This is a genomic window from Kitasatospora sp. LaBMicrA B282, assembly GCF_050325825.1.
Lineage (GTDB): Bacteria > Actinomycetota > Actinomycetes > Streptomycetales > Streptomycetaceae > Kitasatospora.
The window spans coordinates 1-23,196 of record NZ_JBNQTI010000079.1 but is presented as its reverse complement, the minus strand read 5'-3'; the positions used below and the strand labels follow the sequence as shown (position 1 = coordinate 23,196).

The following is a 23,196-nucleotide window of genomic DNA, read 5'->3' as shown; positions in this document are numbered from 1 at the left end:
TGCCACCTCCCGGGCTGGGTCGATACGGCGCTGCGGAGCCGCGCGTCACCGAAGGCGACGTGCGACCCCGCAGCGCACAGCGTGTCAGTTCTCGGCCGCACCGTCAGCCTCGGGGGCCGACGGACCGTCGCCATCCGGCCCGCCGGTGGCGGACTGGGTGCCGGGCTGCGGTTCCGCGACGGCCACCATCGCCGGGCGGATGATCCGCTCGCCGATCCGGTAGCCGGGCTGGAGCACCTGCACGCAGGTGTCCTCGGTGACCTCCGAGGAGTAGCTGTGCATCAGCGCCTCGTGCAGGTTCGGGTCGAAGGGCTCGCCCTCCTTGCCGAACTGCTGCAGGCCGAGCTTGGCGACGACCGTCTCCAGGTTGTCGGAGACCGACTTGAAACCGCCGGTCACCTCGCCGTGCTCGCGGGCCCGGCCGATGTCGTCCAGCACCGGGATCAGCGACTCCAGGATGTTGGAGACCGCGATCTCGCGCACCGTCAGCCGGTCGCGCTCGACCCGCTTGCGGTAGTTCTGGTACTCGGCCTGCAGCCGCTGCAGGTCGGCGGTGCGCTCGGCCAGCTCGCGCTTGGCCGAGGCGACCTCGTCACCCTCGGCGGCACCCTTGAGGGCTTCCTCGGCGGCCTTCACCACGGCCTCGTCGGCGTTGGAGTCGTCGCCGGGCTCCACGCCCTGCGCCTTCTCCGTCATGCGGCACCGCCCTTGGGCTTCTCGTCGTCGATGATCTCGGCGTCGACCACGTCGTCCTCGGGCTTGGCGTCGCTCGGGGCACCGGCGGCGGCCGCACCCGCGGCGTCGGCGTTGGCGTAGAGCGCCTGGCCGAGCTTCTGGGCGGTGGTGGAGACCTTCTCCGAGGCCTCGCGGATCGCCGCGATGTCCTCGCCCTTCAGGGCCTCCTTGAGCTCGCCGATCGCGCCCTCGACCTCGGTCTTGACGTCGCCCGGGAGCTTGTCGGTGTTGTCCGCGATGAACTTCTCGGTCGAGTAGACGAGCTGCTCGGCCTGGTTGCGGGTCTCCACGGCCTCGCGGCGCTTGTGGTCCTCCTCCGCGTACTGCTCGGCCTCGCGGGTCATCCGCTCGATGTCGTCCTTCGGCAGCGAGGAGCCGCCGGTGACGGTCATCCGCTGCTCCTTGCCGGTGCCGAGGTCCTTGGCACCGACGTGCATGATGCCGTTGGCGTCGATGTCGAAGGTGACCTCGATCTGCGGCAGGCCGCGCGGGGCCGGCGGCAGGCCGGTCAGCTCGAACATGCCGAGCTTCTTGTTGTACGCCGCGATCTCGCGCTCGCCCTGGTAGACCTGGATCTGCACGGAGGGCTGGTTGTCCTCGGCGGTGGTGAAGATCTCCGAGCGCTTGGTCGGGATCGTGGTGTTGCGCTCGATCAGCTTGGTCATGATGCCGCCCTTGGTCTCGATGCCGAGGGACAGCGGGGTGACGTCGAGCAGCAGGACGTCCTTGACCTCGCCCTTGAGCACGCCGGCCTGCAGCGCGGCGCCGATGGCCACGACCTCGTCCGGGTTGACGCCCTTGTTGGCGTCCTTGCCGCCGGTCAGCTCCTTGACGAGCTCGGCGACGGCGGGCATGCGGGTCGAGCCACCGACCAGGACGACGTGGTCGATCTCGGAGAGCGAGATGCCGGCGTCCTTGATCACGTTGTGGAACGGGACCTTGCAGCGCTCCAGCAGGTCCGCGGTCAGCTGCTGGAACTGGGCCCGGGTGAGCTTCTCGTCCAGGTGCAGCGGGCCCTCGGCGGAGGCCGTGATGTAGGGCAGGTTGATCGAGGTCTCGGAGGACGAGGAGAGCTCGATCTTGGCCTTCTCGGCCGCCTCGCGCAGGCGCTGCAGCGCCATCTTGTCCTTGGACAGGTCGACGCCGTGGCCGGCCTGGAAGGTCTTCACCAGGTGGTCGACGACGCGCTGGTCCCAGTCGTCACCACCGAGGTGGTTGTCACCGTTGGTGGCCTTGACCTCGACCACGCCGTCGCCGATCTCCAGCAGCGAGACGTCGAAGGTGCCGCCGCCGAGGTCGAAGACCAGAATGGTCTGGTCGTCCTTGTCCAGGCCGTAGGCGAGGGCGGCGGCGGTCGGCTCGTTGACGATGCGCAGGACGTTGAGGCCCGCGATCTCACCGGCCTCCTTGGTGGCCTGCCGCTCGGAGTCGTTGAAGTAGGCCGGGACGGTGATGACCGCGTCGGTCACCGTCTCGCCCAGGTACGCCTCGGCGTCGCGCTTCAGCTTCTGCAGGATGAAGGCGCTGATCTGCTGCGGGTTGAAGTCCTTGCCGTCGATCGCGACCTTCCACCCGGTGCCCATGTGGCGCTTGACCGAGCGGATGGTGCGGTCGACGTTGGTCACGGCCTGGCGCTTGGCGACCTCGCCGACCAGCACCTCGCCGTTCTTCGCGAAGGCGACGACGGACGGCGTGGTCCGGGCGCCCTCGGCGTTGGTGATGACGGTGGGCTCACCGCCTTCGAGAACACTGACGACCGAGTTCGTCGTGCCGAGGTCGATACCGACCGCGCGTGCCATCTGGATACCTCCACGAGAGTTGAGCTTTACGCGCTCAAGCATGCCCCAGCCCCGTGTGCGCGTCAACAGGGCTGAGTCATGGCCGCTCAACTTTTATGCGGCCCTTACTGTGGCGGTTCCTTTTTGGTCCTTATGGGCGAGTATGGGCTTACGTGACTGCCGCCATACCTTGAGCATCTTCTTAAGGGGTGCTACAGGGCGATAAGGTCCGGCCGGTGGGTGGTTAAGTTACCCACGAGTACACTTGACCGACCTCTACCCTCACCCGCCGCTGGAGTACGGAGAAGCCGGATGCAGCTAGCAGCGATCCTCATCTCACTGGGCACGACCGCGGTCGGCGTCGCGCTGTTCGCTCGGGCCATCGCGAAGATCTTCCGGTTCGTCCGCCTCGGTCAGCCCGTCCCGGCCGGGGCGCGGATCAACGACCCGGTGGCCCGTACGGTGACCCTGGTCCGGGAGTTCCTCGGCCACAGCCGGATGAACAAGTGGGGCATCGTCGGCATCGCCCACTGGTGCGTCGCCGTCGGCTTCTACGCGCTGATCCTCACCCTGGTCGGCGCCTTCGGACAGCTCTTCGACCCCGACTTCTCGGTGCCGATCATCGGTGACTGGACGCCGTACCTGGTCTTCCAGGAGCTGCTCGGCCTGGTGACCTTCCTCGGCATCGCGGTGCTGACCGTGATCCGCCAGCTGAGCCTGCCGAACCGGGCGGTCCGCAAGTCCCGCTTCGCCGGCTCCAACATGGGCTTCGCCTACTTCATCGAGGCCGTCATCCTGATCATCGGGGTGGCGATCCTGACCCTGCGTGGTCTGGAGGGCGCGCAGGCCGGCGTGAACCACTACTCCGCGGCGTACGTCGTCTCGTACCCGCTGGTGAAGCTGTTCTCCGGGCTGAGCGTGGGCACCCTGCACAACCTGCTCTGGCTGGTCGCGACGATCAAGATCTCGGTCTCCTTCATCTGGATGATCGTGGTCTCGCTCAACACCGACATGGGCATCGCCTGGCACCGCTTCCTGGGCTTCCCGAACATCTGGTTCAAGCGGAACGCCGACGGCGCCGTTGCGCTCGGCGCGCTGCAGCCGATGACCAGCGCCGGCCAGCCGATCGACTTCGACGACCCGGCCGACGACGCGGTCTTCGGCGTCTCCCAGGTCGAGCACTTCTCCTGGAAGGGCATCCTCGACTTCTCCACCTGCACCGAGTGCGGGCGTTGCCAGTCGCAGTGCCCGGCCTGGAACACCGGCAAGCCGCTCTCGCCCAAGCTGCTGATCATGTCGCTGCGCGACCACGCCTACGCCAAGGCGCCGTACCTGCTGGCCGGCGGCGGCAAGAACGCGGAGGGCGAGGAGCAGGCCACCGCCGAGCAGCTGGCCGGCGTGCCGGCGGCGGCGCTGGCCGAGGCCGAGCGTCCGCTGATCGGCACCGCCGAGGCCCCTGAGTCTGGAATTTTGGGCGGCGTCATCGACCCCGACGTGCTCTGGTCCTGCACCACCTGCGGCGCCTGCGTCGAGCAGTGCCCGGTGGACATCGAGCACATCGACCACATCGTCGACATGCGCCGCTACCAGGTGATGATCGAGTCCTCGTTCCCGACCGAGGCCGGGACGATGCTCAAGAACCTGGAGAACAAGGGCAACCCGTGGGGCATGGCCACCAAGGCCCGCCTGGACTGGGTCAAGGAGCTCAAGAAGGAGACCGGCATCGAGGTGCCGGTGATCGGTGAGGACATCGAGCCCGCCGACGTCGAGTACCTCTACTGGGTCGGCTGCGCCGGTGCGTTGGAGGACCGGGCCAAGAAGACCACCAAGGCCTTCGCCGAACTCCTGCACACCGCGGGCGTGCAGTTCGCGATCCTCGGCAAGGGCGAGTCCTGCACCGGTGACTCGGCCCGCCGACTGGGCAACGAGTTCCTCTTCCAGATGCTCGGCGCACAGAACGTCGAATCGCTGAACGAGGCGCTGGAAGGCGCCCCGAAGAAGCGGATCGTGGCCACCTGCCCGCACTGCTTCAACACCATCGCCAACGAATACCCGCAACTCGGTGGGCATTTCGAGGTGATCCACCACACCCAGCTGCTCCAGCACCTGATCGACGAGGGCAAGCTGATCCCGGTCAACCCGGTCGAGGGTCTGATCACCTACCACGACCCGTGCTACCTGGGCCGCCACAACAAGGTCTACAGCCCGCCGCGCGAGATCATGGACAAGGTCCCCGGCCTGCGCCAGCAGGAGATGCACCGCCACAAGGAGCGCGGCTTCTGCTGCGGCGCCGGTGGTGCGCGGATGTGGATGGAGGAGCGGATCGGCAAGCGGATCAACGTGGAGCGGGTCGACGAGGCGCTGTCGCTCAACCCCGACATCGTCTCCACCGCCTGCCCGTTCTGCCTGGTGATGCTCTCCGACTCGGTCAACGGCAAGAAGAACGAGGGCGCGGCCAAGGAGCACCTGAAGGTGGTCGACGTCGCGCAGCTGCTGCTCGATTCGGTGAAGGCCGTCCCGGCGGTCGAGGAGACCGTCCAGGTGTGAGCCGCGCCGCGTGACGCTTCGGGCGCCGCGCGAATGTGCTCGCGCGGCAACGCCTCACATATGATTCCTGCCCCGGGCGGTTACCGCCCGGGGCAGGCTGCTTACTCTCGAACTCAACTCATATTCTCGACTTTGCAACGAACTGGGAACGCGGTACGGGGGCTGCGGCCACCTGCCCGGCGGCTGCCACCCCGGGCAGCGGGCCGGGCCACGACCGAGCACCCAAGCGGACCTGGCGGCACTCCACGCCAGGTCGCTGACCGGAACCAAGGGGAGAAACGCACTATGACCCAGGCGATCATGCTGGTCGGCGGTCAGGGCACCCGGCTGCGCCCGCTCACCACCCACACTCCGAAGCCCATGCTCCCGGTGGCGGGTGTGCCCTTCATCGCGCACCAGCTCGCCCGGGCCGCGGCCGCCGGGGTGACCCGCGTGGTCCTGGCCACCTCCTACCTGGCCGAGGTCTTCGAGGATCACTTCGCGGACGGCTCGCCCTACGGGCTGGAGCTGATCTACCTGACCGAGCGCGAGCCGCTCGGCACCGGCGGGGCGATCCGCAACGCCGCCGAGGGCCTGACCTGCGGCCCGGACGAGCCGGTCCTGATCTTCAACGGCGACATCCTCTCCGGGCTCGACATCGCCGCGCTGCGCGACGGCCACGTGGCCGCTGGCGCCGACGTCACCCTGCACCTGACCCGGGTCGAGGACCCGCGCGCCTTCGGCCTGGTGCCGACCGACGCGCAGGGCCGGGTGCTGGAGTTCCTGGAGAAGCCGGAGACCCCCGAGCAGATCGTCACCGACCAGATCAACGCGGGCTGCTACGTCTTCACCCGTTCGGTGATCGACCGGATCCCGGCCGGCCGGGTGGTCTCGGTGGAGCGCGAGACCTTCCCCGAGCTGCTGGAGACCGGCGCCCTGCTGCGCGGCGTGGTCGACACCTCGTACTGGCTGGACCTCGGCACCCCGGCCGCCTTCGTCCGCGGCTCGGCCGACCTGGTGCTCGGCCGGGTCGACTCCCCGGCGGTCCCCGGCCCGACCGGTGACGCGCTGCTGCTGGACGGCGCCACCGTCGACCCGGCCGCCGTGCTCAGCTCGGGCACCGTGGTCGCCGCCGGTGCGGTGGTCGGCGCCGGCGCGATCGTCGAGGGCAGCGTGATCCTGCCCGGCGCGGTGATCGGCGCGGACGCCTTCGTGAAGGACTCGATCGTGGGCTCCTTCGCGAGCATCGGCGACCGCACCTCGCTGGACGGCGCGGTGATCGGCGACGGTGCGCAGGTCGAGTCGGACAACGAGCTCCCGAACGGGATCCGGGTCGCCTGTGGCACGCTGCTGCCGGTCGGCGCGGTGCGGATCAGCGCCGGCCCCGGCGGGTGCCCCGCGGGCGAGACCTCGGCGGCGGCGGTGCACGGGTCGGTGCTGCAGAAGTAGGCGGGCCAACAGGAGGCGGGTCAACGAAGGAGCTCGGCTGCCGGGGGACGGCGGCCGGGCTCCTTCGTACGTGGGGCGGTGGGGGCGCGGGGGCGTGCGGGTGCGGTGTGCGTCACAGCCGTGCTGCAAACGCCCCGGAACGGCTGAGCGGTCCAAACGCGGGTCGCCTTTCCGGGTACCTTCGGAGAGTGGCTGGCAACGGATTTCTGAGCGGGCGGGGCGGCGGCGAACGCGGGTACCCCGCCCGGGGGGCGTCGTACGAGCCGACCGAGCCCTACGAGGTGGACCCGTACCAGGCGGACGCGCCCGGGAACACCCGGGCGTTCCCGGTGGGGGAGCCCGAGTACCTCGGCAACGACGGGCGGCGGCAGCCGTACCCGCCCGGGCGGACGTACCCGGACCAGGGCTACGCCGGCGCCGGCGACCCGACCTACCCGGACCGCGGCTACCCGGACCCGGCGTACCCGTACGCCGGCGAGCCCTACGCCGGAGAGCCTTACGCGGGGGACCCCGGTCACGCCGACGACCCGACCTCCGCCGGCTCGTCCGCCGGCTCGTCCCGGGCCGAGGACCACGTGGCCACCTACCGCGCCGGCGGCCGCACCGCGCCCCGGGCCACCGGCCCGCGGTTGCCTTGGCGCGAGCTGCTGATCGGCATCTACCGCGCCCCGGCCCGCACCTTCGACCAGATGCGCGACCACCAGGTCTGGCTGCCGGCGCTCTCCGTCTCGCTGCTCTACGGCGTGCTCGCCGTCCTGGGCTTCGGCGACACCCACAACGAGGTCGTCAACGCCACGCTCAGCACGGCCGTGTGGTCGATGCTGCTGGCCGCGTTCGCCTTCTCGCTGGTCGGCCTGACGCTCGGCGCGGTCACCTACGCGCTCGCCCGCCAGCTGGGCGGCGCCGGCCCGTGGGCCGCCACGGTGGGGCTCTCGGTGCTGATCGGGTGGACCAGCGACGTGCCGCGGCTGCTGCTCGCCCTCTTCCTGCCCAGCGGCAACCCGGTGGTGCAGCTGGTCGGCTGGCTGACCTGGGCGTTCTGCGCGGTGCTGCTGACCACCCTGATCCGCCGGGTGCACGACCTGCCCTGGGGCAAGGCCGCCGGCGCGGTGTCGCTGCAACTGCTGGTGCTGCTGGTGCTGCTCAAGCTGCCGACCCTGGGCTGAGCGCCCGCTCCCTTCCGCCTCCCTCTTGCCCTCCCGGCCTCTTGCCCTCCCCCTTCGTTCCCTTCCCTTCTCCTTCCCTTCCTTCCCCTCCCCTCCCCCCGTCCCCTTCCTCCGGAGCCACCGAATGACCCTCCCCACCACCCGCGTCAGCTTCCCCGGCGGCGCGGTGACCGGTGAGTCCACCGTCCTCGCCGGCCACCCGCTCGGCGACGGCCGGTACGGCGTCGTCACCGCCGAGACCCCGTTCCACCCGCTCGACCACACCTGGCCCGACCAGCCCGCCGACACCGGCACGCTGACCGTGGACGGGGTCGAGCTGGCGGTGGTGGACTGCCTGACCGGCGCGGTGGACCCGGAGCGCGGGGAGCTGCTGGTGGGCGCCGACATCCCGGTGCGGCGCGGCGACGAGGCCTGGTCCTGGCTGGTGGTGCACGTGCTGGCCGAGGCACCCGCCGCGCCGCTGGAGGGCCGTCCGGTGACCCTGGCCGTGGACGCCGAGCGCCGCGCCGCGCTCTCCGCCTCGCACACCGGCTGCCACCTGCTGGCGCTGGCCCTGAACGCCGCCCTGGCCCCCCGCTGGCGCAAGGACCCGGGCCGCGCCGACGCCTTCGGCAACCCGGACTTCGACAGCCTGGCGATGGCCTCCTCGGTGATGGACACCGAGGCCAGCACCGACGTCTACCGGCTCGGCAAGTCGCTGCGGAAGAAGGGCTTCACCGCGGACGCCGCCGACGACCTGCCCGCCCTGGCGGACGCGCTGTCCGCGATCACCGCCGAGGTGAACGAGCGGCTCGCGGCCTGGGTCGCGGCCGACGCCCCGGTCCGGGTCGAGGTGCCCGGCCCCGAGCTGACCGCCCGCCGCCGCTGGCACTGCGAGCTCCCGGCCGGCTCCGCGGACATCGCCTGCGGCGGCACCCACCTGCACCGGCTCGGCCAGCTCTCGGCCCTGGAGACGGAGCTGACCCTCTCCGCCGACGGCAGCGAGCTGACGGCGGTGACCCGCCCCAAGCGCATCTGATCCGCCCCCCGGGTCGGCAACAACACGCGAAGAGGGCCCGCAGCACACCGCTGGGGCCCTCTTTTTCCGCTTGGTCGTCCTAGCTCAAACTGTTCAGACCATCAGACGTCCGTCCGGTGGAAGTTCAGGTAGGAGCGCGACGGCGTCGGCCCGCGCTGCCCCTGGTACCGCGAGCCGTAGCGCTCGGAGCCGTAGGGGTGCTCGGAGGGCGAGGAGAGCCGGAACAGGCAGAGCTGCCCGATCTTCATCCCCGGGTAGAGCTTGATCGGCAGCGTGGCGACGTTCGACAGCTCCAGCGTGACGTGACCGCTGAAGCCCGGGTCGATGAAGCCGGCCGTCGAGTGCGTCAGCAGCCCGAGCCGCCCGAGGCTCGACTTGCCCTCCAGCCGGGAGGCCACGTCGTCCGGCAGCGTGATCACCTCGTACGTCGAGGCGAGCACGAACTCGCCCGGGTGCAGGATGAACGCGTCGTCGCCCTCCGGCTCGACCAGCCGGGTCAGGTCCGGCTGCTCCTCGGAGGGGTCGATGTGCGGATACCGGTGGTTCTCGAACACCCGGAAGAACCGGTCCAGCCGGACGTCGATACTGGACGGCTGGACCATGGCCGGGTCGAACGGGTCGATGGTGACCCGACCCTTGTCGATCTCGGTACGGATGTCTTTGTCGGAGAGCAGCACGCCACCGAGGTTACGTGCTCGCGCGGGCGTCCTCCCAATCCGTTCACCATCCGGCGCCGTCCCGCACACCCGTGCGGGACGCCACCGGACGCCCACCCGGCCCTCAGGCCGGGAAGGCCGCGGCCTCCAGCCGCAGCGCCCGCGCCAGCTGCGGCGGGGTCAACGCACTCACATCGGCCGGCACCGAACTGCGCAGCCGCCCGCACTGCGGACACCGGATCAACCGCCCTGGCCCGAGCCGCGCCGCACCCAGGCTCCGCAACGGCCACGTCTTGGTACTGAACAGGTGCCCCTCGACACAACGAACAACGGTCTGCCGCTCCATCGATCCCCTTCCCACGCATCCCCGAACACGGCCGCGCCCCCACAGCCCGAGGCCCGCAGCCGCAGCACGACAGCGTCACATTAGGGGATCTTCCGGACATCCCCACCACGGCTCGCCGCCACTGCCCACGCCCACGGTACCGACGAAGGCATTTAGGCGTCCGGCCTGGGATGGGGTAGCATGATGCAAGATCGAGCCGTCCCTGACGGGTCGTCACACGCGGGCGTAGTTTAATGGTAGAACATGAGCTTCCCAAGCTTAGAGCGCGAGTTCGATTCTCGTCGCCCGCTCCGAAGGAAAGCCCCAGGCCGGTGGCCTGGGGCTTTCTTGTTGTCTGGAAACGAGTTCGGGTCGCGAGGGTGCTGGCCATGCCGCTGATCCGTGCCGCTCGAACCGTCCGAAGCCATGACCCGTGGTCGGGCGCTCGCCCTGCTGGCGGCGCTCCCGGTCTCACTGATGCCGACGCCTTCGGACAACGGATCGTCGACGAAGTCGAGGCCCTCCTGGCCGGCCCCTGGCCGCCGGTGGCGTGAGTCCCGTGCCGAGGAGGACCGCCCGCGGGATTCTGGTCGGGGTGGTCCATCTGCTCCACCGCGTCGCGCTGTGGCGGGTACGGTGTGGCGTATGGACGCATACGGAGTACAAGGTACGGGTGGGGACGTCGAGTTGGGCAAGGAGCAGGCCGATGCGTTGACCGCGCGGATCGTTGCTGCCTATGACGCCTCCGGGGTGGCCATGGAGGCGGCGGATCGGGCGGCGCGGGAGGTGGGGGCGTCGGCGGGGGAGCGGTTGTTGGTGGTGGCGCGGGCGTTGCGGGGGTGGGCGTTCGGGGACGTGGCGGCGTTCACGTTGATCTACGGGTCGCCGGTGCCCGGGTACCACGCGCCGCAGGAGACGGTGGCGCCGGCCTCGCGGACGCCTGCGGTGTTGGCGGGGATCGTGCGGGCGGCCCTGGAGGCGGGCGAACTGACGCCGCCGAAGCGGCCGTTGCCGGGGCCGTCGTTGCTGCTGCCGGCGGCGGTGGAGTTGTTCGGGGGGCTGCCCGAGGCGCCGTTCGCGGATGTCGTCGAGCGCGGGATCGTGTTGTGGAGCAGCCTGATCGGGTTGTTGGTGTTCCAGGTGTTCAGTCGGACGCACGACAGCGTGCGGGACGAGGGTGCGTTCTTCGACTTCGCGATTGCGGTGGCGGCCGAGGGGATCGGCCTGGAGGTGCCGGTGGGGGAGTGAGGGCGGGAGTGCAGGGGGTGGCGGGGGCGGCGGGGGTGGAGCGAGGGGGCTCAGGTGCGGGCTCGCCACCAGGCGATGGTGGCCTCGAGCTGCTCCTCGAGGGGCGTGGCCCGGACGGTGAAGGCGGCCTCGTAGGCGGTGGCGTCGATGACGAACGGGCGGTCGAACTGGTAGCGGATCTCCTTCAGTTCGCGCAGCAGCGGGGAGAAGAGGCCGGCCACGGTGAGCAGGGCCGGCGCGAGCGGGCGGACGGTGACCGGGCCGGTGCCGGCCCGGTCGGCGAGCAGGTCGACCATCTGCCGGGTGGACCGGGCGGGAGCCGTGGGGACGTGCCAGGGGCGGCCCCAGGCGCGTTCCGCGTCGGCGAGTTCGACCAGGGCGCGGGCCACGTCGGGGAGGTAGCTCCAGCTGTGCGGGGCGGCCGGGTCGCCGAGGGCGGTGACGGGCTTGCCGCGCAGCAGGCGGGGCATGACCCGGGCGGCCAGATGGCCGCCGGCGGTGACGCCGGGGCCGAAGAAGTCGGCGGCGCGCAGCTCGACGGCCCGGATCCGGCCCTGCTCGTGCAACTGTCGGGCGGTTTCCCAGCCGGCGGCGCGCACCCGGCCCTTGGGGCCGGTGGCCGCGAGCGGCAGGTCCTCGGTGAGCGGGCCGGTCACCGGGCCGTAGCCGTAGAGGTTGCCCAGCATGACCAGGACGGCGCCGCTCGTCTCGGCCGCGGTGCAGAGCGCGGTGACCAGTGGCGGCCAGCCGTCGGCCCAGCGGTGGTAGGGCGGTGCGGCGCAGCCGAGGATCGCGGTCGCGCCGCGGGCGGCCTCGGTGAGTCGTTCGCCGTCCGTCGCGTCCAGGGCGAGGTGCTCGATGCCGGGCTCGGGCGGGCGGCCCGACCTGGTGACGACCCGGACCGCGTGACCCCGGTCGGCCAGCAGTCGGGCGGTGGCGGCCCCGGCGGGACCGGATCCTACGACGAGGTAAAGGCTCACCGGGGCACCCTAACGCTCGGTCGGGGGCGTCGGGGTGGACCGGGTGCGGCCGAATCGAACTCACGGTTTATGGTCCGGGGGACAGTGCAGGAATCGATCGGCGATCGCGGGGCGGGTGGACAGCGATGACGGAGCAGAGCCGGAGCACGATCGACTCGGAGCGAACGGTCGTACCCGATCCACCACCGATGGGGATGGGGACAGAGGAGACAGAGACACCGCAGCAACAGCAACAGCGGCGCCCCGCCGCCCGGCACCGCGCCCGGCGGCGCCCGGCCGCCCCGCGGATCGGGTCGCTGGAGCTGCTGGTGGTCGGCATGGTGCTGCTGCTGGCGGGGCGGCAGTGGCTGGCGGGCTGGTTCACGGCGCCCGCGGTGCAGGCCTGGGCGACGGTCTTCGTGGCGATCTGCGTGCAGGCGGTCCCGTTCCTGGTGCTGGGCACGGTGCTCTCCGCGGCGATCACCGCGCTGGTGCCGGCCGGCTTCCTGCAGCGGGCGCTGCCGAAGCGGGCGGTGCTGGCGGTGCCGGCGGCGGGGCTGGCCGGTGCGGTGCTGCCGGGCTGCGAGTGCGCCTCGGTGCCGGTGGCGGACGGGCTGATCGCGCGCGGGGTGGCGCCCGCCGCCGCGTTGGCCTTCCTGCTCTCGGCGCCGGCGATCAACCCGGTGGTGCTCACTGCGACGGCGGTCGCCTTCCCGGGGCACCCGGAGATGGTGCTGGCCCGGTTCGCGGCGTCGCTGGGCACGGCGGTGGTGGTGGGCTGGCTGTGGGCGCGGTTCGGGCGGCCGGAGTGGCTGCGGCCGTCGGCGTGGCGGGAGCGGTCGGCCGACGAGGGGCGCTGGACGGCGTTCCGCGGGGCGTTCGCCCACGAATTCCTGCACGCCTCGGGCTTCCTGGTGATCGGCGGCATCACCGCGGCCACGCTGAACGTGGTGGTGCCGCGGCAGTGGCTCGGCGGCGTGGCCCAGGTGCCGGGGGTCTCGCTGCTGGTGCTGGCCCTGCTGGCGGTGGTGCTGGCGGTCTGTTCGGAGGCGGACGCGTTCGTGGCGGCCAGTCTCAGCGCGTTCCCGCTCGCGGCCCGGCTGGCCTTCATGGTGGTCGGGCCGATGGTGGACGTGAAGCTGGTGGCGATGCAGGCCGGCACCTTCGGCTGGAAGTTCGCCTGGCGGTTCTCCGCCACCACGTTCACGGTCGCCGTGGCGGCCTCGGCGCTGGCTGGGTGGTGGTTGGCATGAGGCGTGAGGTGCAGGCGATCCTGCTGGTGCTGCTGGGGTCCGCGGTGCTGCGGATCTCGCTCTTCAGCGACGCCTATCTGCGGTACGTCCGGGCGGCGCTGCGGCCCTACCTGGTCACGGCCGGGGTGCTGGTGGTGGCGCTCGGGCTGCTGACCGCGGCAGCGGTGCTGCGCGAGGGCCGGAAGCCGGAGGGCGAGGGCGACGCGGACGCCGGGCACGCCGGGCACGCCGGGCACGCCGAGCAGCTCGGGCAGCCCAAGCCGCCCGAGGAGCACAGCCACGGCCACTCCCACGCCCACGGCCCCCGGATCGCCTGGCTGCTCACCCTCCCCGTGATCGCGATCCTGCTGGTCGCCCCGCCCGCCCTCGGCTCGTACACCGCCCAGCACGCCGGCAACACCGTGGCCAAGCCGGACGCGGCCGCCACCGGCTTCCCGCCGCTGCCCGCCGGCGACCCGCTGGCGCTGACGCTCTCCGAGTTCGACGTCCGGGCCGCCTGGGACACCAAGAAGCCGCTGCAGGACCGCCGGGTGAAGCTGCTCGGGTTCGTCACGCCGAAGAGCGGCGGCGGCTGGTACGTCACCCGGCTGGTGATCAGCTGCTGCGCGGCCGACGCGTTGACCTACAAGGTCGAGGTCCGCGGTGCCCCGATGCCGCCGGCGAACAGCTGGGTGGAGGTGATCGGCAGCTGGCAGCCGGAGCCGACGCAGACCCAGTCCGACGCCGTGCCGGCCCTCAACGCGACCCAGGTGACCGGGGTTCCCCAACCCCGCGATCCGTATGAGTGACAGTCGTCACGACCAGCCCGGTGTAACGGATTTGACTGCCAGTGGCGTCTACCCCCGCAGGGGGATTTCACTCTCAGGAACGAGGTTTGACGGTGAGGACCACCCGGCGCACCACCCTGCTGCTGACCGGCGGCATCGCGATAGCGGCCGTGCTCGCACTGGTCCCCACCTCGCCGGGTTCCGGCGGCCACCCGGTGGCCGCCGGTGCCACGCCGGTGGGGACCGCGCCGTCCCCGGGGGTCGGCCAGCCCAGCGCCTCCGCCACCCCGCCCTGGGACGGCAAGGTCGACGTGATCGGTGACGGGTCCACCTCGTACACGGGCCCGGAGCCCAAGCAGCCGGTGCCGCAGAAGCTCAAGCCCGGCGAGAAGCCGCCGCAGTTCGTGGTCTTCTCCTGGGACGGCGCGCTGGAGGGCGACGAGCACCTCTTCTCGCACTTCCTCCAGGTGGCGGAGCAGAGCAACGCCCAGATGACGTTCTTCCTGAGCGGCATCTACCTGCTGCCCAACTCCAAGCGCTACCTCTACCAGCCGCCCCAGCACCCGGTCGGCACCTCGGCCATCGACTTCCCGACCGACCAGCACATCAGGGACACCCTGACCCAGCTGCGGCAGGCCTGGGCGGACGGTGACGAGATCGGCACCCACTTCAACGGGCACTTCTGCGCGCCCGACCCCGGCAGCGGCGGCACCTGGAGCAGCGCGGACTGGCTGAGCGAGACCAAGCAGGCCTACTCCTTCGTGGAGAACTGGAAGACCAACACGGGCTACACCGACATCCCGCCGCTGCCCTTCGACTACCAGCGCGAGCTGGTCGGCGGTCGGGCGCCGTGCCTGGAGGGCCAGAAGAACCTGCTGCCGGTCGAGAAGCAGCTCGGCTGGCGCTACGACGCCAGCTCGCCCGGCGACTTCCAGATCTGGCCGACCAAGGCCGACGGCATCTGGAACTTCCCGCTGGAGGAGATCCCGTATCCGAACCAGAACTTCCAGGTCCTCACGATGGACTTCAACTTCCTGGCCAACCAGTCGGGCGGCAACCCGTCGGACGACACCTCGAAGTACGCCGGCTGGGAGAAGGAGGCCCGGGACGGTTACCTGAACGGCTTCGAGCGGGCCTACAACGGCAGCCGGGCGCCAATGTTCATCGGGAACCACTTCGAGACCTGGAACGGCGGCATCTACATGCAGGCGGTCGAGGACGTGATGCGCACCGTCTGCACCAAGCCGGACGTGCGCTGCGTCTCGTTCAAGGAGATGGCCGACTGGATGGACGTCCAGGACCCCAAGGTGCTCTCCCAGCTGCGCACCCTGGACCCGGGCCAGGCCCCGGACTGGTCGACCTTCATCAAGTGACGGACCGGCCCGGGGGGGGGGGGGGGCAAGGAAACAGGGGGGGGGGGGGGGGGGGGGGGGGGGGGGGGGGGGGGGGGGGGGGGGGGTCGGCTGGGGCACTCCCCCCCCCCCCCCCCCCAGGCCGGGCGGTCAGCCGATCGCCTGGTCCTTCATGTAGCTGCTCCAGATGTCCTCGGGATAGGCGGTGGCCGCCGCCGACTTCGAGGGGTCGCCCTGCCCGTCCAGCGGCAGCGTCTGCACGCTCTTCGCGTCCAGCCGGAACACCGAGACCGCGGTGGAGACCTGGCCGCTGTAGCCGACGAACCAGCCCGCGGTGTTGTCCTGGGTGGTGCCGTTCTTACCGGCAGCCGCCCGTCCCGGCAGCCGGGCGTCCGCTCCGGTGCCGTGCTGCACCGCGCCCACCAGCGCCGCATCGACCTGCTGCGCCACCTGCGGGCTCAGCGCCCGGGTGGCGGCCGGCTTGGCCACGTCGACGGCGGCGCCGTTGCGGGTGATCCGCAGCACCGAGTAGGGGTCGGTGTGCATGCCCCCGGTGGCGAAGGTGCTGTAGGCGTCGGCCATCCGGACCGCGCTCGGGGTGGAGTTGCCCAGCGAGAAGGACGGCACCTGGGCGCCCATGCTCTCCGGCAGCAGCCCGAGGCCGAGCGCGGTCTGCCGGACCTGGTCCAGGCCGACGTCGAGGCCGAGCTGCATCATCGGGCTGTTGACGTTCTGCTCCACCGCGTCCTGGAGGCTGATGGTCCCCCAGGACTTGGCGCCGTCGTTGGTCCCCTTGACGATCTTCCCGTTGCGGTCCCAGTACGGGCCCTCCGGGGTCTGCATCGGCGCCTGGTCGTCGCCGTTGTAGGGGCTGGTGGGGGAGACGGGGGTGCGGCCGGCGTCGACCTGCTTCTGCACGCCCTGGCCGAGCGCCGCGGCGTACACGAACGGCGTGAACGAGGTGCCGGCCGGCACGATCGACGCGTTCGCGTTGTCGAAGCCCTGTTTGAGGTAGTCGGGGCCGCCGTAGACGGCGAGCACCCGCCCGTCGGTGGCCAGTGAGGCGGCACCCACCCGCAGTTGGTCGTCGGCCTTCAGCCGGCTGGACGCGGCCTTCACGGCGGCGGTCAGCGCGGCCTCCTTCGGCTTCTCGAAGGTGGTGTAGATCTGGTAGCCGCCGAGGTCGAACTGGGCGTCGGTGATGTTGGTGTGCGCGATGACGTACTGCTTGGCCATGTCCACCAGGTAGCCGGTCTGGCCGGTGAGGCCGGGCTGCCTGGGCGGGTCGATCGGCTCGGGGAAGGTGGTGTACTGGGCGCGCTCGGCCGGCGTGAGCTTGCCGATCTTGACCATCCGGTCCAGGATCCACTTCCACCGCGCCACCGCCCGCTGGTGGTTCTCCGGGCTGATCGCCGGGTCGTACAGTCCGGCGCCCTTGAGCAGCGAGGCCAGGAAGGCGCCCTGGCTGGGGTTGAGCTGCGAGGCGTCCACGCCGTAGTACGCCTGGGCGGCCCGCTCGATCCCGTAGGCGCCGCGGCCGTACCAACTGGTGTTGAGGTAGCCCTCCAGGATCTGCTGCTTGCTGTCCTTGTCGTCGAGCTTGATCGCCATGAATATCTCGGTGAGCTTGCGGCTGATCGTCTGGCGCTGGTTGAGGTAGGCGTTCTTCACGTACTGCTGCGTGATGGTGGAGCCGCCCTGGGTCGCGCCGCCGGTGGCCATGTTGCGCACGGCCCGGAGCATGCCGGTGGGGGAGACGCCGTCGTCGGTGTAGAACGTCTCGTTCTCGGCCGCCAGCGTCGCCCACTGCACGCCCTGCGGGATCTGGCCGAGCGGGATGTCCTCCCGGTTGATGTCGCCGGTGCGGGCCATCTCGGTGCCGTCGGCCCAGTAGTAGACGTTGTTCTGCTGGGTGGCGAAGGCCTTGAGGTCGGTGGGGATGTCCGTGTCGTAGTACGCGTAGCCGATCACACCGACCAGGCAGACGGTGCTCAGCAGCACGATCCGCACCAGGTGCCGCCAGGACGGCAGCCAGCGGCGCAGCCCGGTGCGGTCCGGGCGCGGGTAGCCCTTGGGGCGCCGGCGCGCGGGGTTGACCAGGGCCAGGCACCACTGGCGGAGCCGGAGGCCGGCGGCTCTGGCCAACCGGCCGCCGGTGGCCTTGGCGTGCCGCTCGGCTCGATGCCTGCTGTTGGCCGGCATGTGTCTCCTGTGGTCGTCCCTGCGTTCGAGCTCCTCCGTATAAGACGACAGTATGGACAGGTTTGGTTACACCCCTGAGGCGGGGTCCGTCAGGGGAGACGGGCCAGGTGCACCACGTCCGGGACGCCGTGGCCGACGGCGATCTCCACGGTCTGCACCTCGGTGAAGCCGGCCGCGCGCAGCGCCTCCTCGAAGGCGGCGGAGGGCTGTGCGCTCCACACCGCGAGGATCCCGCCCGGGTTCAGCCGGGCGCGGGCGTCGGCCAGCCCGGCCGGTCCGTAGAGGCCGGCGTTGGCCTCGGTGACGGTCCAGTCGGGGCCGTTGTCGATGTCGAGGCAGAGCGCGTCGTAGCGGTCGTCGGTGCCGGCCAGGTACTCGACCAGGTCGGTGTGCAGCACGGCGACCCGGGGATCGGCCAGGGCCGCCGCGGTGATCGCGCCGAGCGGCCCGGTGCGGTGCCAGTCGATGATCGCGTCCTCCCGCTCGGCCACCGCGATCCGGCCCCAGCGCGGCTCGGCCGCCGCGTGCGCCAGCGAGAACCCGACGCCGAGGCCGCCGATCAGCACGCTCGGCCGGTCGGCGGTCAGCCGCTCCAGCGCCGCGTCGACCAGCAGGCGCTCGGATCGGCCGTCGGCGGTGTCCATCAGGAAGCAGCCGTTGGCGATGATCTCGTGGTCCGCGCCGCGCCGGCGCAGCACCACCTCGCCGTACGGGCCCTCGCGGCGGTCGAGGACGACGGCCTCGGCGGCCTGGTCGCGGGTGGGCAGTTGGGACATCCGGTGTGCGCTCCCCTCGCTGGTCCGTTCCCGCACGATTATGCCGCCGGGGCCCGTTCCCGCCGTCCGGGTGATAGGTATGGGGACGTGCGATTCGACCTCGTTCCCAAGCCGTCCACCGTCGAGGACCGTCCGCGGGACGTCCGCGGTTACCCGGTGCCCGCGATCACCCCGTGGGACGGCGAGCAGCCGCAGTTCGCGCTGACCGACTACGGGCGCAGCGCCGACTGCGCGCAGCAGCGGCTCTGTTCGGTGTGCAACGTGCTGATGCCGCGCGGACCGGTGTGGCGGGTGGTGGGGGGTGCGGAGAGCGCCGCGATCGCCGAGGCGCTGGCGGCCGGTCGGCCCTACCGCAACATGGCGCCCACCATGGAGGGTCCGGGCCACCGCGCCTGCATGCTCTACGCGTCGATGGTCTGCCCCTACCTGGCCCGGCCCAACGCCCGGCGCGGCCTGACGGCTGCTCAGCCGAACGAGCTGACCGAGCACGTGGTGCGCGGCGCGACCCGCGGCGCGCTGGGTGCGGTGGTGGGGTTCGCCGACTACGAGTTCGCCGTCACCCCGTCGCAGGTGCTGTTCCGCTTCCTGGACGTGGTCGAGTTCCTGCCGCACGACACCGCGGACGCCCACCTGGACGAGCTGCGCGCCGAGTTGGCGCGAGGCGGCCGTGGCCCGGCGGCGTCGGCGGGCTGATCGGCCCGGCGGCGCCGCCGGGCCACGGCGGGGCTCAGCGGTTCAGGAGTTCAGGAGTTCACTACGGCAGGAGCCCGGCGGTTCAGGAGTTCCGGTAGGCCGGCAGGCCGGTGTAGCCGGAGACCAGGGTCGGCGCGGCCGAGCCGTTCGACGGCAGGGTGACGATGCCGTTCGGGGTGCGGGCGGCGATGGTCCTGCCGTCGGCGGAGAAGGCCGGCTCGGTGTAGTCGGTGGTGGCGTGCGGGGTCAGGTCCGCGGCCGGCTTGCCGTCCTGGTGGGACACGAAGAGGTGGTCGTGCCCGTCGACCGAGCGGACGAAGACGATGTCGTTGCTGTCCGCGGAGAGCGCCGGCTGCGAACCCTGGCCGACCGGGCTCATCTGCACCCGCAGGCTCTCGTCACGGACGTACACCTCGCCATTGCCGCTGTTGGCGAAGACTGTGGAGCCCTGGTTGCCGTTGCCGTTCGGCCACAGGTTGCCGGTCTGCGGGGCCGGCTGGGCGTTGGGGTCGTCGAGGCCGCCGATGGCCAGCAGGTGCGGGACGCCGTTGACAGCGGTGGCGACGACGGCGTCCAGCTGGGTGGTGCCGCCGTGGGAGACGGTGAAGATCAGGTTGTCCTTGGCCGGGAAGTAGCCCTGCGAGCTGGCCGGCGCGACCTGCCAGGTCGGGTGCGACCAGGTCTCGCCCGCACCGTGCTTGGCGACGGTCACCCGGCCGCTGCCGTCCGGGTTGGCGACGACCAGGTTGCCGGCGCCGTCGACGAAGGCCGCCTTGTGGCCGTCGGGGGACCAGGCGAGGTCGCGCACGGCGGTGCCGAAGTCGACCCGGGTGCCGTTCATCACCACGTACTGGGTGCCGTCGCTGATGGTCAGCCCGGTGTGGGCGGTGCCGTTGACCGGGGTGGGCGCGGGCGCCGGCTTGGTCGGGGTGGCGACCGGGTGGCTCGGGGCGGTGCTGGGCTGCGCCGGGGCGGCCGAGGTCGGGGCGGCCGAGGCGGGGGCGCTGCTGGGCGCGGCCGAGGTCGGGGCGGTGCTGGGCGCGGCCGGGGTGGCGGGCGCGGCGGAGAAGGTGGCCGACGGGGTCGGGGCGGCCGAACCGGCGCTCGGCGCGCTGGAGACGACCGGCGCGGCGCTGCCGGAGCTGTCCGGGCCGCAGGCGGTCAGCAGCAGGGTGCCGGTGGCGAGGGCGACGATCAGACCGGCGGTGGTGGCGCGGTTGCGGGTGCGAGCAGACATGACGGGTTCCCCCCGGAACGATGAGGTGCGGATTGGTGAGTTGCGCTCGAGCCCTCTGCCACCGACCCCATGGCCCACGCTCCTTCTGGAGCCGGCCCTTCCCGGTTGCTCGCTGCTCACTGCGACATGAGAATTCTGTCGCAGCAACGATCCGGGAAAGATCCCCCTGCTGTCACAGCCGTGCAACAGCGGTCCGCATCCGACCGACCCGGCGTCGACCGGGCCGGCAGCGCCTTCGCCGGGTCGCTCAGCCGACCGCGGTGGACCCGCCGGCCGGGGTCACCGGGGTGGCCGGCCACGGGGTCGGGGGGCGGCCCGGCAGTCCGGTCGCGGGGCGGGCGGCGCCGTCGTCGGCCGGCCAGATCCGCACCGCGGCCAGCAGACCGGCCAATGCCAGGGCGCCCAGGGCGAGTTCGGCGGGGAGCAGGCCCGCGGTGGCGCCGAGCCAGCCGGCCAGCGGGTAGCTGAGCAGCCAGCAGCTGTGCGAGAGCGAGAACTGGGCGGCGAACGCGTCGGCCCGCTGTGCCCGGGTGGTCGAGCGTTTGATCAGCCGTCCGGCCGGGGCGTTGAGCACGGCGCAGCAGGCGCCGGTCGCCGCCCACAGGGCAAGCAGCGCGGGCCACTGCCAGCCACCGCCGCCGTGCGGTGCCGGGGTGGCGGTGAGCAGCGCCAGCGGCACCAGCAGCAGCGCGGTGAGCAGCGCGGCGGCGGGCAGCATCACGGTGCGCTCGCGCACCCGGTCCAGCACCCGGGGCAGCAGCAGGGCGGCGGTCATCGAGCCGGCGCCGTAGGCACCGAGCGCCAGCGGCACGTCGGCGGTGGCGCGGTGCAGATGGTCGCGGACGTAGCTGATGGTGTTGACGAAGACGACGGCCCCGGCGGCGGCCACCGTGAGGTTCAGCGCCAGCAGCGCCCGCAGCCGGGGCACCGCCCAGAACAGCCGGGCGCCGTGGGTGGCCCGGGCGAAGGCGTTGCCGGGCACCCGGTCCCGGCGCGACTTCGGCAGCACCGCGGAGACCACCAGGGTGGCGGAGGCCAGGAAGCCGACGGTGGTGCCGAAGAAGAGCTGGTGGAAGCCGATCACGGTGAGCAGGCCGGCGGCCAGGGCGGGGCTGAACAGGTTCTCCAGGTCGTAGGCGAGGCTGGAGAGGGAGAGCGCCCGGGTGTACTCGCGCTCCTCGGGCAGCACGTCGGGGATCAGCGACTGGAAGGCCGGGGTGAAGGCGGCGGAGGCGGTCTGCAGCAGCAGGATCAGCAGGTAGACCTGCCAGACCTGGGTGACGAACGGGAGGGTGGCGGCCGCCCCGGCCCGGATCAGGTCGGAGCCGACCAGCAGCAGCCGCCGGGGCAGCCGGTGCGCGTAGGCGCCGATCAGCGGCGCCAGGGCGACGAAGGCGAGCATCTTGATCGCGAGCGCGGTGCCCAGCACCGAGCCGGCCCGGGCACCCGCCAGGTCGTAGGCGAGCAGGCTGAGCGCGACGGTCGCCAGGCCGGTGCCGACCAGGGCGATCACCTGGGCGGCGAAGAGGTGGCGGTAGGTGCGGTGGCGCAGCACGGAGAGCATGGGCGTCCCTCGGAGGGCCGACGGGAGGGCGACGCTCCGAGCATAGCCAACATGTCAGCACCTGTGCACATGTTGGCGCGAGATCGGTGCCGGATCGTCCTGGAGCCGTGCCGGACCTGCCCCGGGCCGGGGCGGCTCAGTCGTGCGTCGGCAGCGACCCGATCTCGTGGTCGGCGACGTTCAGCGCCTCGTCAACCAGCCGGCGCAGGTGCCCGTGCCGCAGCGCGTAGACCACCCGGCGGCCGTCCTTGCGGGTGGTCACCAGCCCGGCCAGCCGCAGCTTGGCGAGGTGCTGGCTGACCGAGGTGCGGGCGGCGTTGCTGGCCGCGGTGAGCGTGGTCACGTCGGCCTCGCCCTGGCCGAGCCGGTGCAGCAGGGCGAGCCGGGTGCGGTCGGCGAGCAGGGCGAGCACGCCGGCGGCGACGTCGAGCTGCTGGTCGGTGACCGGGTGCTCCGCATGGTTTGCGCCCGTATGGTTTGCACCTGAGACCTGCGTGCCTGTGCTGCTCATGGGCTCATCGTAGGCGGGCCGGTTCGGGGCCCGGTCCGGAACGTCCGCACCAGCGCGGATCGCCCGCACGGTCGAAGGGAAGGGCACGCCATGGACTCGCCGGCCGAGCCGCCGCCCGCCGGGCCGCCCGGGCCGTCCGCGTCGCCCACCGCGTCTTCCACCGCGTCTTCCACCGCCGAGTCCCCGGCCCCGCTCGACGCCGCCGCCCGCGCCCTCTACCGCGAGATCCTGCGCCGCGGCGGCCGGCTGCTCGCCGCCGACGTGGACGGGGCGAGCCGCGAGCCGCTGGACCGGCTCTGCGCGCTCGGCCTGGTGGTCGCCCAGCCGCCGGACGCCTCCTACACCGCGGTCAACCCGCGTGCCGCGGGCGAGAACGCGGCCGCCGCGCTGCGCGCCGAGGCCAACCGCACGCTCCGGGCCGCCCGCGAGGCCGCCGGCACCTTCGAGGAGCTGGGGCGCGCCTACGACACGGCGCGGCGCGCGCGGCCGGAGCCGGGCACGGTGCAGGTGGCGCAGGGGATGGAGCAGATCCGGCACCGGCTGGTCCAGCTGGCCGCGGACACCCGGCGGGAGATCCTGGCCGCCCAGCCCGGCGGCGCCTGCCCCGCGGACATGCTGGCCGCGACCCTGCCCACCGATCTGGCCCTGCTGGCGCGCGGGATCGAGATCCGCTCGCTCTACCAGCCCGGGGCCCGCGAGCACGCCGCCACCGCCCGCTACGCCGCCACCCTGACCGCGGCCGGCGGCCGGTTCCGGGTGCTGGACGAGCCGTTCCGCCGGTTGCTGGTCTTCGACCGTGCGGTGGCGGTGCTCCCGGCGGCCGAGGACAACAGCTCGGCCGCCTTCGTCGAGGACCCGGTGCTGCTCGGGGTGCTGCTGGACGCCTTCGAGCGGGACTGGGCGCGGGCCGACCGGGTGCCCTGGGCGGCCGAGGCGGACCGGGCCGAGGCGGCCGCCACCGGCCCGGCCGCCTCGGCCGCC

The 23,196-nt window shown here is 72.1% G+C and carries 19 protein-coding genes, 1 tRNA gene and 1 pseudogene; 11 read left to right on the top strand and 10 right to left on the bottom strand.

Translation table 11 applies throughout. The features are described 5' to 3' along the window. Nucleotides 1-84 precede the first annotated feature (84 nt). On the bottom strand, nucleotides 85-696 hold the full coding sequence (gene grpE / locus ACQRUO_RS21915) for a nucleotide exchange factor GrpE (RefSeq protein WP_428317709.1): 612 nt from the start codon (nucleotides 694-696) through the stop codon (nucleotides 85-87). Further along, nucleotides 693-2,534, bottom strand: a complete 1,842-nt coding sequence (gene dnaK / locus ACQRUO_RS21910) for a molecular chaperone DnaK (RefSeq protein WP_428317708.1) — start codon at nucleotides 2,532-2,534, stop codon at nucleotides 693-695. Before dnaK ends, grpE begins: the two co-directional genes overlap by 4 nt. Before the next feature lie 291 nt (nucleotides 2,535-2,825). Here dnaK and ACQRUO_RS21905 point away from each other — a divergent pair, with 291 nt between their 5' ends. The 4 genes and pseudogenes from ACQRUO_RS21905 to ACQRUO_RS21890 all read left to right on the top strand — a co-directional run bounded on the left by ACQRUO_RS21905 (nucleotide 2,826) and on the right by ACQRUO_RS21890 (nucleotide 8,672). Then, on the top strand, nucleotides 2,826-5,060 hold the full coding sequence (locus ACQRUO_RS21905; RefSeq protein ID WP_428317707.1) for a heterodisulfide reductase-related iron-sulfur binding cluster: 2,235 nt from the start codon (nucleotides 2,826-2,828) through the stop codon (nucleotides 5,058-5,060). Nucleotides 5,061-5,345: 285 nt separating this feature from the next. After that, nucleotides 5,346-6,419: pseudogene (locus tag ACQRUO_RS21900) on the top strand (sugar phosphate nucleotidyltransferase); the annotation flags it as partial. Nucleotides 6,420-6,676: 257 nt separating this feature from the next. After that, a complete protein-coding gene (locus ACQRUO_RS21895) occupies nucleotides 6,677-7,654 on the top strand; it encodes a Yip1 family protein (protein WP_428317706.1) in 978 nt (325 codons plus the stop codon). Nucleotides 7,655-7,778: 124 nt separating this feature from the next. Beyond that, nucleotides 7,779-8,672, top strand: coding sequence for a metal-dependent hydrolase (locus ACQRUO_RS21890; protein WP_428317705.1), 894 nt, complete (start codon nucleotides 7,779-7,781; stop codon nucleotides 8,670-8,672). 101 nt (nucleotides 8,673-8,773) lie between these two features. Here ACQRUO_RS21890 and dcd read toward each other — a convergent pair whose 3' ends face one another. After that, nucleotides 8,774-9,349 carry a dCTP deaminase gene (dcd, locus tag ACQRUO_RS21885; RefSeq protein ID WP_428317704.1) on the bottom strand — a complete coding sequence of 192 codons (576 nt, stop codon included), beginning with the start codon at nucleotides 9,347-9,349 and terminating at the stop codon, nucleotides 8,774-8,776. 103 nt (nucleotides 9,350-9,452) lie between these two features. Then, nucleotides 9,453-9,674: a hypothetical protein gene (locus tag ACQRUO_RS21880; RefSeq protein WP_428317703.1), complete on the bottom strand. Its 222-nt coding sequence runs from the start codon at nucleotides 9,672-9,674 to the stop codon at nucleotides 9,453-9,455. A gap of 219 nt (nucleotides 9,675-9,893) precedes the next feature. Here ACQRUO_RS21880 and ACQRUO_RS21875 point away from each other — a divergent pair. Together ACQRUO_RS21875 and ACQRUO_RS21870 are read left to right on the top strand one after the other, a co-directional pair. Continuing rightward, nucleotides 9,894-9,964, top strand: a tRNA-Gly gene (locus ACQRUO_RS21875). 376 nt (nucleotides 9,965-10,340) lie between these two features. Next, complete coding sequence (locus tag ACQRUO_RS21870) at nucleotides 10,341-10,901, top strand: TetR-like C-terminal domain-containing protein (protein WP_428317702.1); 561 nt, start codon at nucleotides 10,341-10,343, stop codon at nucleotides 10,899-10,901. Nucleotides 10,902-10,951: 50 nt separating this feature from the next. Here the strand turns inward: ACQRUO_RS21870 and ACQRUO_RS21865 are convergent, their stop codons facing one another. Further along, complete coding sequence (locus ACQRUO_RS21865) at nucleotides 10,952-11,881, bottom strand: NAD-dependent epimerase/dehydratase family protein (RefSeq protein ID WP_428317701.1); 930 nt, start codon at nucleotides 11,879-11,881, stop codon at nucleotides 10,952-10,954. Between the two features lie 194 nt (nucleotides 11,882-12,075). On the opposite strand from ACQRUO_RS21865, the gene ACQRUO_RS21860 reads away from it, so the two are divergent. From ACQRUO_RS21860 to ACQRUO_RS21850, 3 genes are all read left to right on the top strand, one after another. Continuing rightward, nucleotides 12,076-13,113, top strand: a complete 1,038-nt coding sequence (locus ACQRUO_RS21860; protein WP_428317722.1) for a permease — start codon at nucleotides 12,076-12,078, stop codon at nucleotides 13,111-13,113. Continuing rightward, nucleotides 13,110-13,901, top strand: coding sequence for a TIGR03943 family putative permease subunit (locus ACQRUO_RS21855; RefSeq protein ID WP_428317700.1), 792 nt, complete (start codon nucleotides 13,110-13,112; stop codon nucleotides 13,899-13,901). The genes ACQRUO_RS21860 and ACQRUO_RS21855 overlap by 4 nt, the downstream gene beginning before the upstream one ends. An 86-nt stretch (nucleotides 13,902-13,987) precedes the next feature. Further along, on the top strand, nucleotides 13,988-15,253 hold the full coding sequence (locus ACQRUO_RS21850; RefSeq protein ID WP_428317699.1) for a hypothetical protein: 1,266 nt from the start codon (nucleotides 13,988-13,990) through the stop codon (nucleotides 15,251-15,253). A 129-nt stretch (nucleotides 15,254-15,382) separates the two neighbouring features. Here ACQRUO_RS21850 and ACQRUO_RS21845 read toward each other — a convergent pair whose 3' ends face one another. After that, on the bottom strand, nucleotides 15,383-17,434 hold the full coding sequence (locus ACQRUO_RS21845) for a transglycosylase domain-containing protein (protein ID WP_428317698.1): 2,052 nt from the start codon (nucleotides 17,432-17,434) through the stop codon (nucleotides 15,383-15,385). An 89-nt stretch (nucleotides 17,435-17,523) separates the two neighbouring features. Continuing rightward, nucleotides 17,524-18,210: a spermidine synthase gene (locus ACQRUO_RS21840; protein WP_428317697.1), complete on the bottom strand. Its 687-nt coding sequence runs from the start codon at nucleotides 18,208-18,210 to the stop codon at nucleotides 17,524-17,526. Nucleotides 18,211-18,297: 87 nt separating this feature from the next. Between ACQRUO_RS21840 and ACQRUO_RS21835 the strand changes: the two genes are divergently transcribed. Continuing rightward, nucleotides 18,298-18,903, top strand: coding sequence for a hypothetical protein (locus tag ACQRUO_RS21835; protein WP_428317696.1), 606 nt, complete (start codon nucleotides 18,298-18,300; stop codon nucleotides 18,901-18,903). A gap of 82 nt (nucleotides 18,904-18,985) precedes the next feature. Here the strand turns inward: ACQRUO_RS21835 and ACQRUO_RS21830 are convergent, their stop codons facing one another. The 3 genes from ACQRUO_RS21830 to ACQRUO_RS21820 all read right to left on the bottom strand — a co-directional run bounded on the left by ACQRUO_RS21830 (nucleotide 18,986) and on the right by ACQRUO_RS21820 (nucleotide 22,215). After that, nucleotides 18,986-20,140, bottom strand: coding sequence for a hypothetical protein (locus ACQRUO_RS21830; protein WP_428317695.1), 1,155 nt, complete (start codon nucleotides 20,138-20,140; stop codon nucleotides 18,986-18,988). 247 nt (nucleotides 20,141-20,387) lie between these two features. Continuing rightward, nucleotides 20,388-21,704 carry an MFS transporter gene (locus tag ACQRUO_RS21825; RefSeq protein WP_428317694.1) on the bottom strand — a complete coding sequence of 439 codons (1,317 nt, stop codon included), beginning with the start codon at nucleotides 21,702-21,704 and terminating at the stop codon, nucleotides 20,388-20,390. Nucleotides 21,705-21,840: 136 nt separating this feature from the next. Then, the gene (locus ACQRUO_RS21820) at nucleotides 21,841-22,215 is read right to left on the bottom strand and encodes an ArsR/SmtB family transcription factor (RefSeq protein WP_428317693.1); all 375 of its coding nucleotides are present in this window, start codon (nucleotides 22,213-22,215) and stop codon (nucleotides 21,841-21,843) included. 90 nt (nucleotides 22,216-22,305) lie between these two features. Between ACQRUO_RS21820 and ACQRUO_RS21815 the strand changes: the two genes are divergently transcribed. Then, the coding region (locus tag ACQRUO_RS21815) for a hypothetical protein (RefSeq protein ID WP_428317692.1) at nucleotides 22,306-23,196 on the top strand (891 nt) is incomplete at its 3' end.

Excerpts from the sequence above, each read along its gene's own strand:
- grpE (WP_428317709.1), bottom strand. The coding sequence starts at position 696 with ATGACGGAGAAGGCGCAGGGCGTGGAGCCCGGCGACGACTCCAACGCC.
- dnaK (WP_428317708.1), bottom strand. The coding sequence starts at position 2,534 with ATGGCACGCGCGGTCGGTATCGACCTCGGCACGACGAACTCGGTCGTC.
- ACQRUO_RS21905 (WP_428317707.1), top strand. The coding sequence starts at position 2,826 with ATGCAGCTAGCAGCGATCCTCATCTCACTGGGCACGACCGCGGTCGGC.
- ACQRUO_RS21890 (WP_428317705.1), top strand. The coding sequence starts at position 7,779 with ATGACCCTCCCCACCACCCGCGTCAGCTTCCCCGGCGGCGCGGTGACC.
- ACQRUO_RS21880 (WP_428317703.1), bottom strand. The coding sequence starts at position 9,674 with ATGGAGCGGCAGACCGTTGTTCGTTGTGTCGAGGGGCACCTGTTCAGT.
- ACQRUO_RS21860 (WP_428317722.1), top strand. The coding sequence starts at position 12,076 with ATGGGGACAGAGGAGACAGAGACACCGCAGCAACAGCAACAGCGGCGC.
- ACQRUO_RS21855 (WP_428317700.1), top strand. The coding sequence starts at position 13,110 with ATGAGGCGTGAGGTGCAGGCGATCCTGCTGGTGCTGCTGGGGTCCGCG.
- ACQRUO_RS21845 (WP_428317698.1), bottom strand. The coding sequence starts at position 17,434 with ATGCCGGCCAACAGCAGGCATCGAGCCGAGCGGCACGCCAAGGCCACC.
- ACQRUO_RS21840 (WP_428317697.1), bottom strand. The coding sequence starts at position 18,210 with ATGTCCCAACTGCCCACCCGCGACCAGGCCGCCGAGGCCGTCGTCCTC.
- ACQRUO_RS21830 (WP_428317695.1), bottom strand. The coding sequence starts at position 20,140 with ATGTCTGCTCGCACCCGCAACCGCGCCACCACCGCCGGTCTGATCGTC.
- ACQRUO_RS21825 (WP_428317694.1), bottom strand. The coding sequence starts at position 21,704 with ATGCTCTCCGTGCTGCGCCACCGCACCTACCGCCACCTCTTCGCCGCC.
- ACQRUO_RS21820 (WP_428317693.1), bottom strand. The coding sequence starts at position 22,215 with ATGAGCAGCACAGGCACGCAGGTCTCAGGTGCAAACCATACGGGCGCA.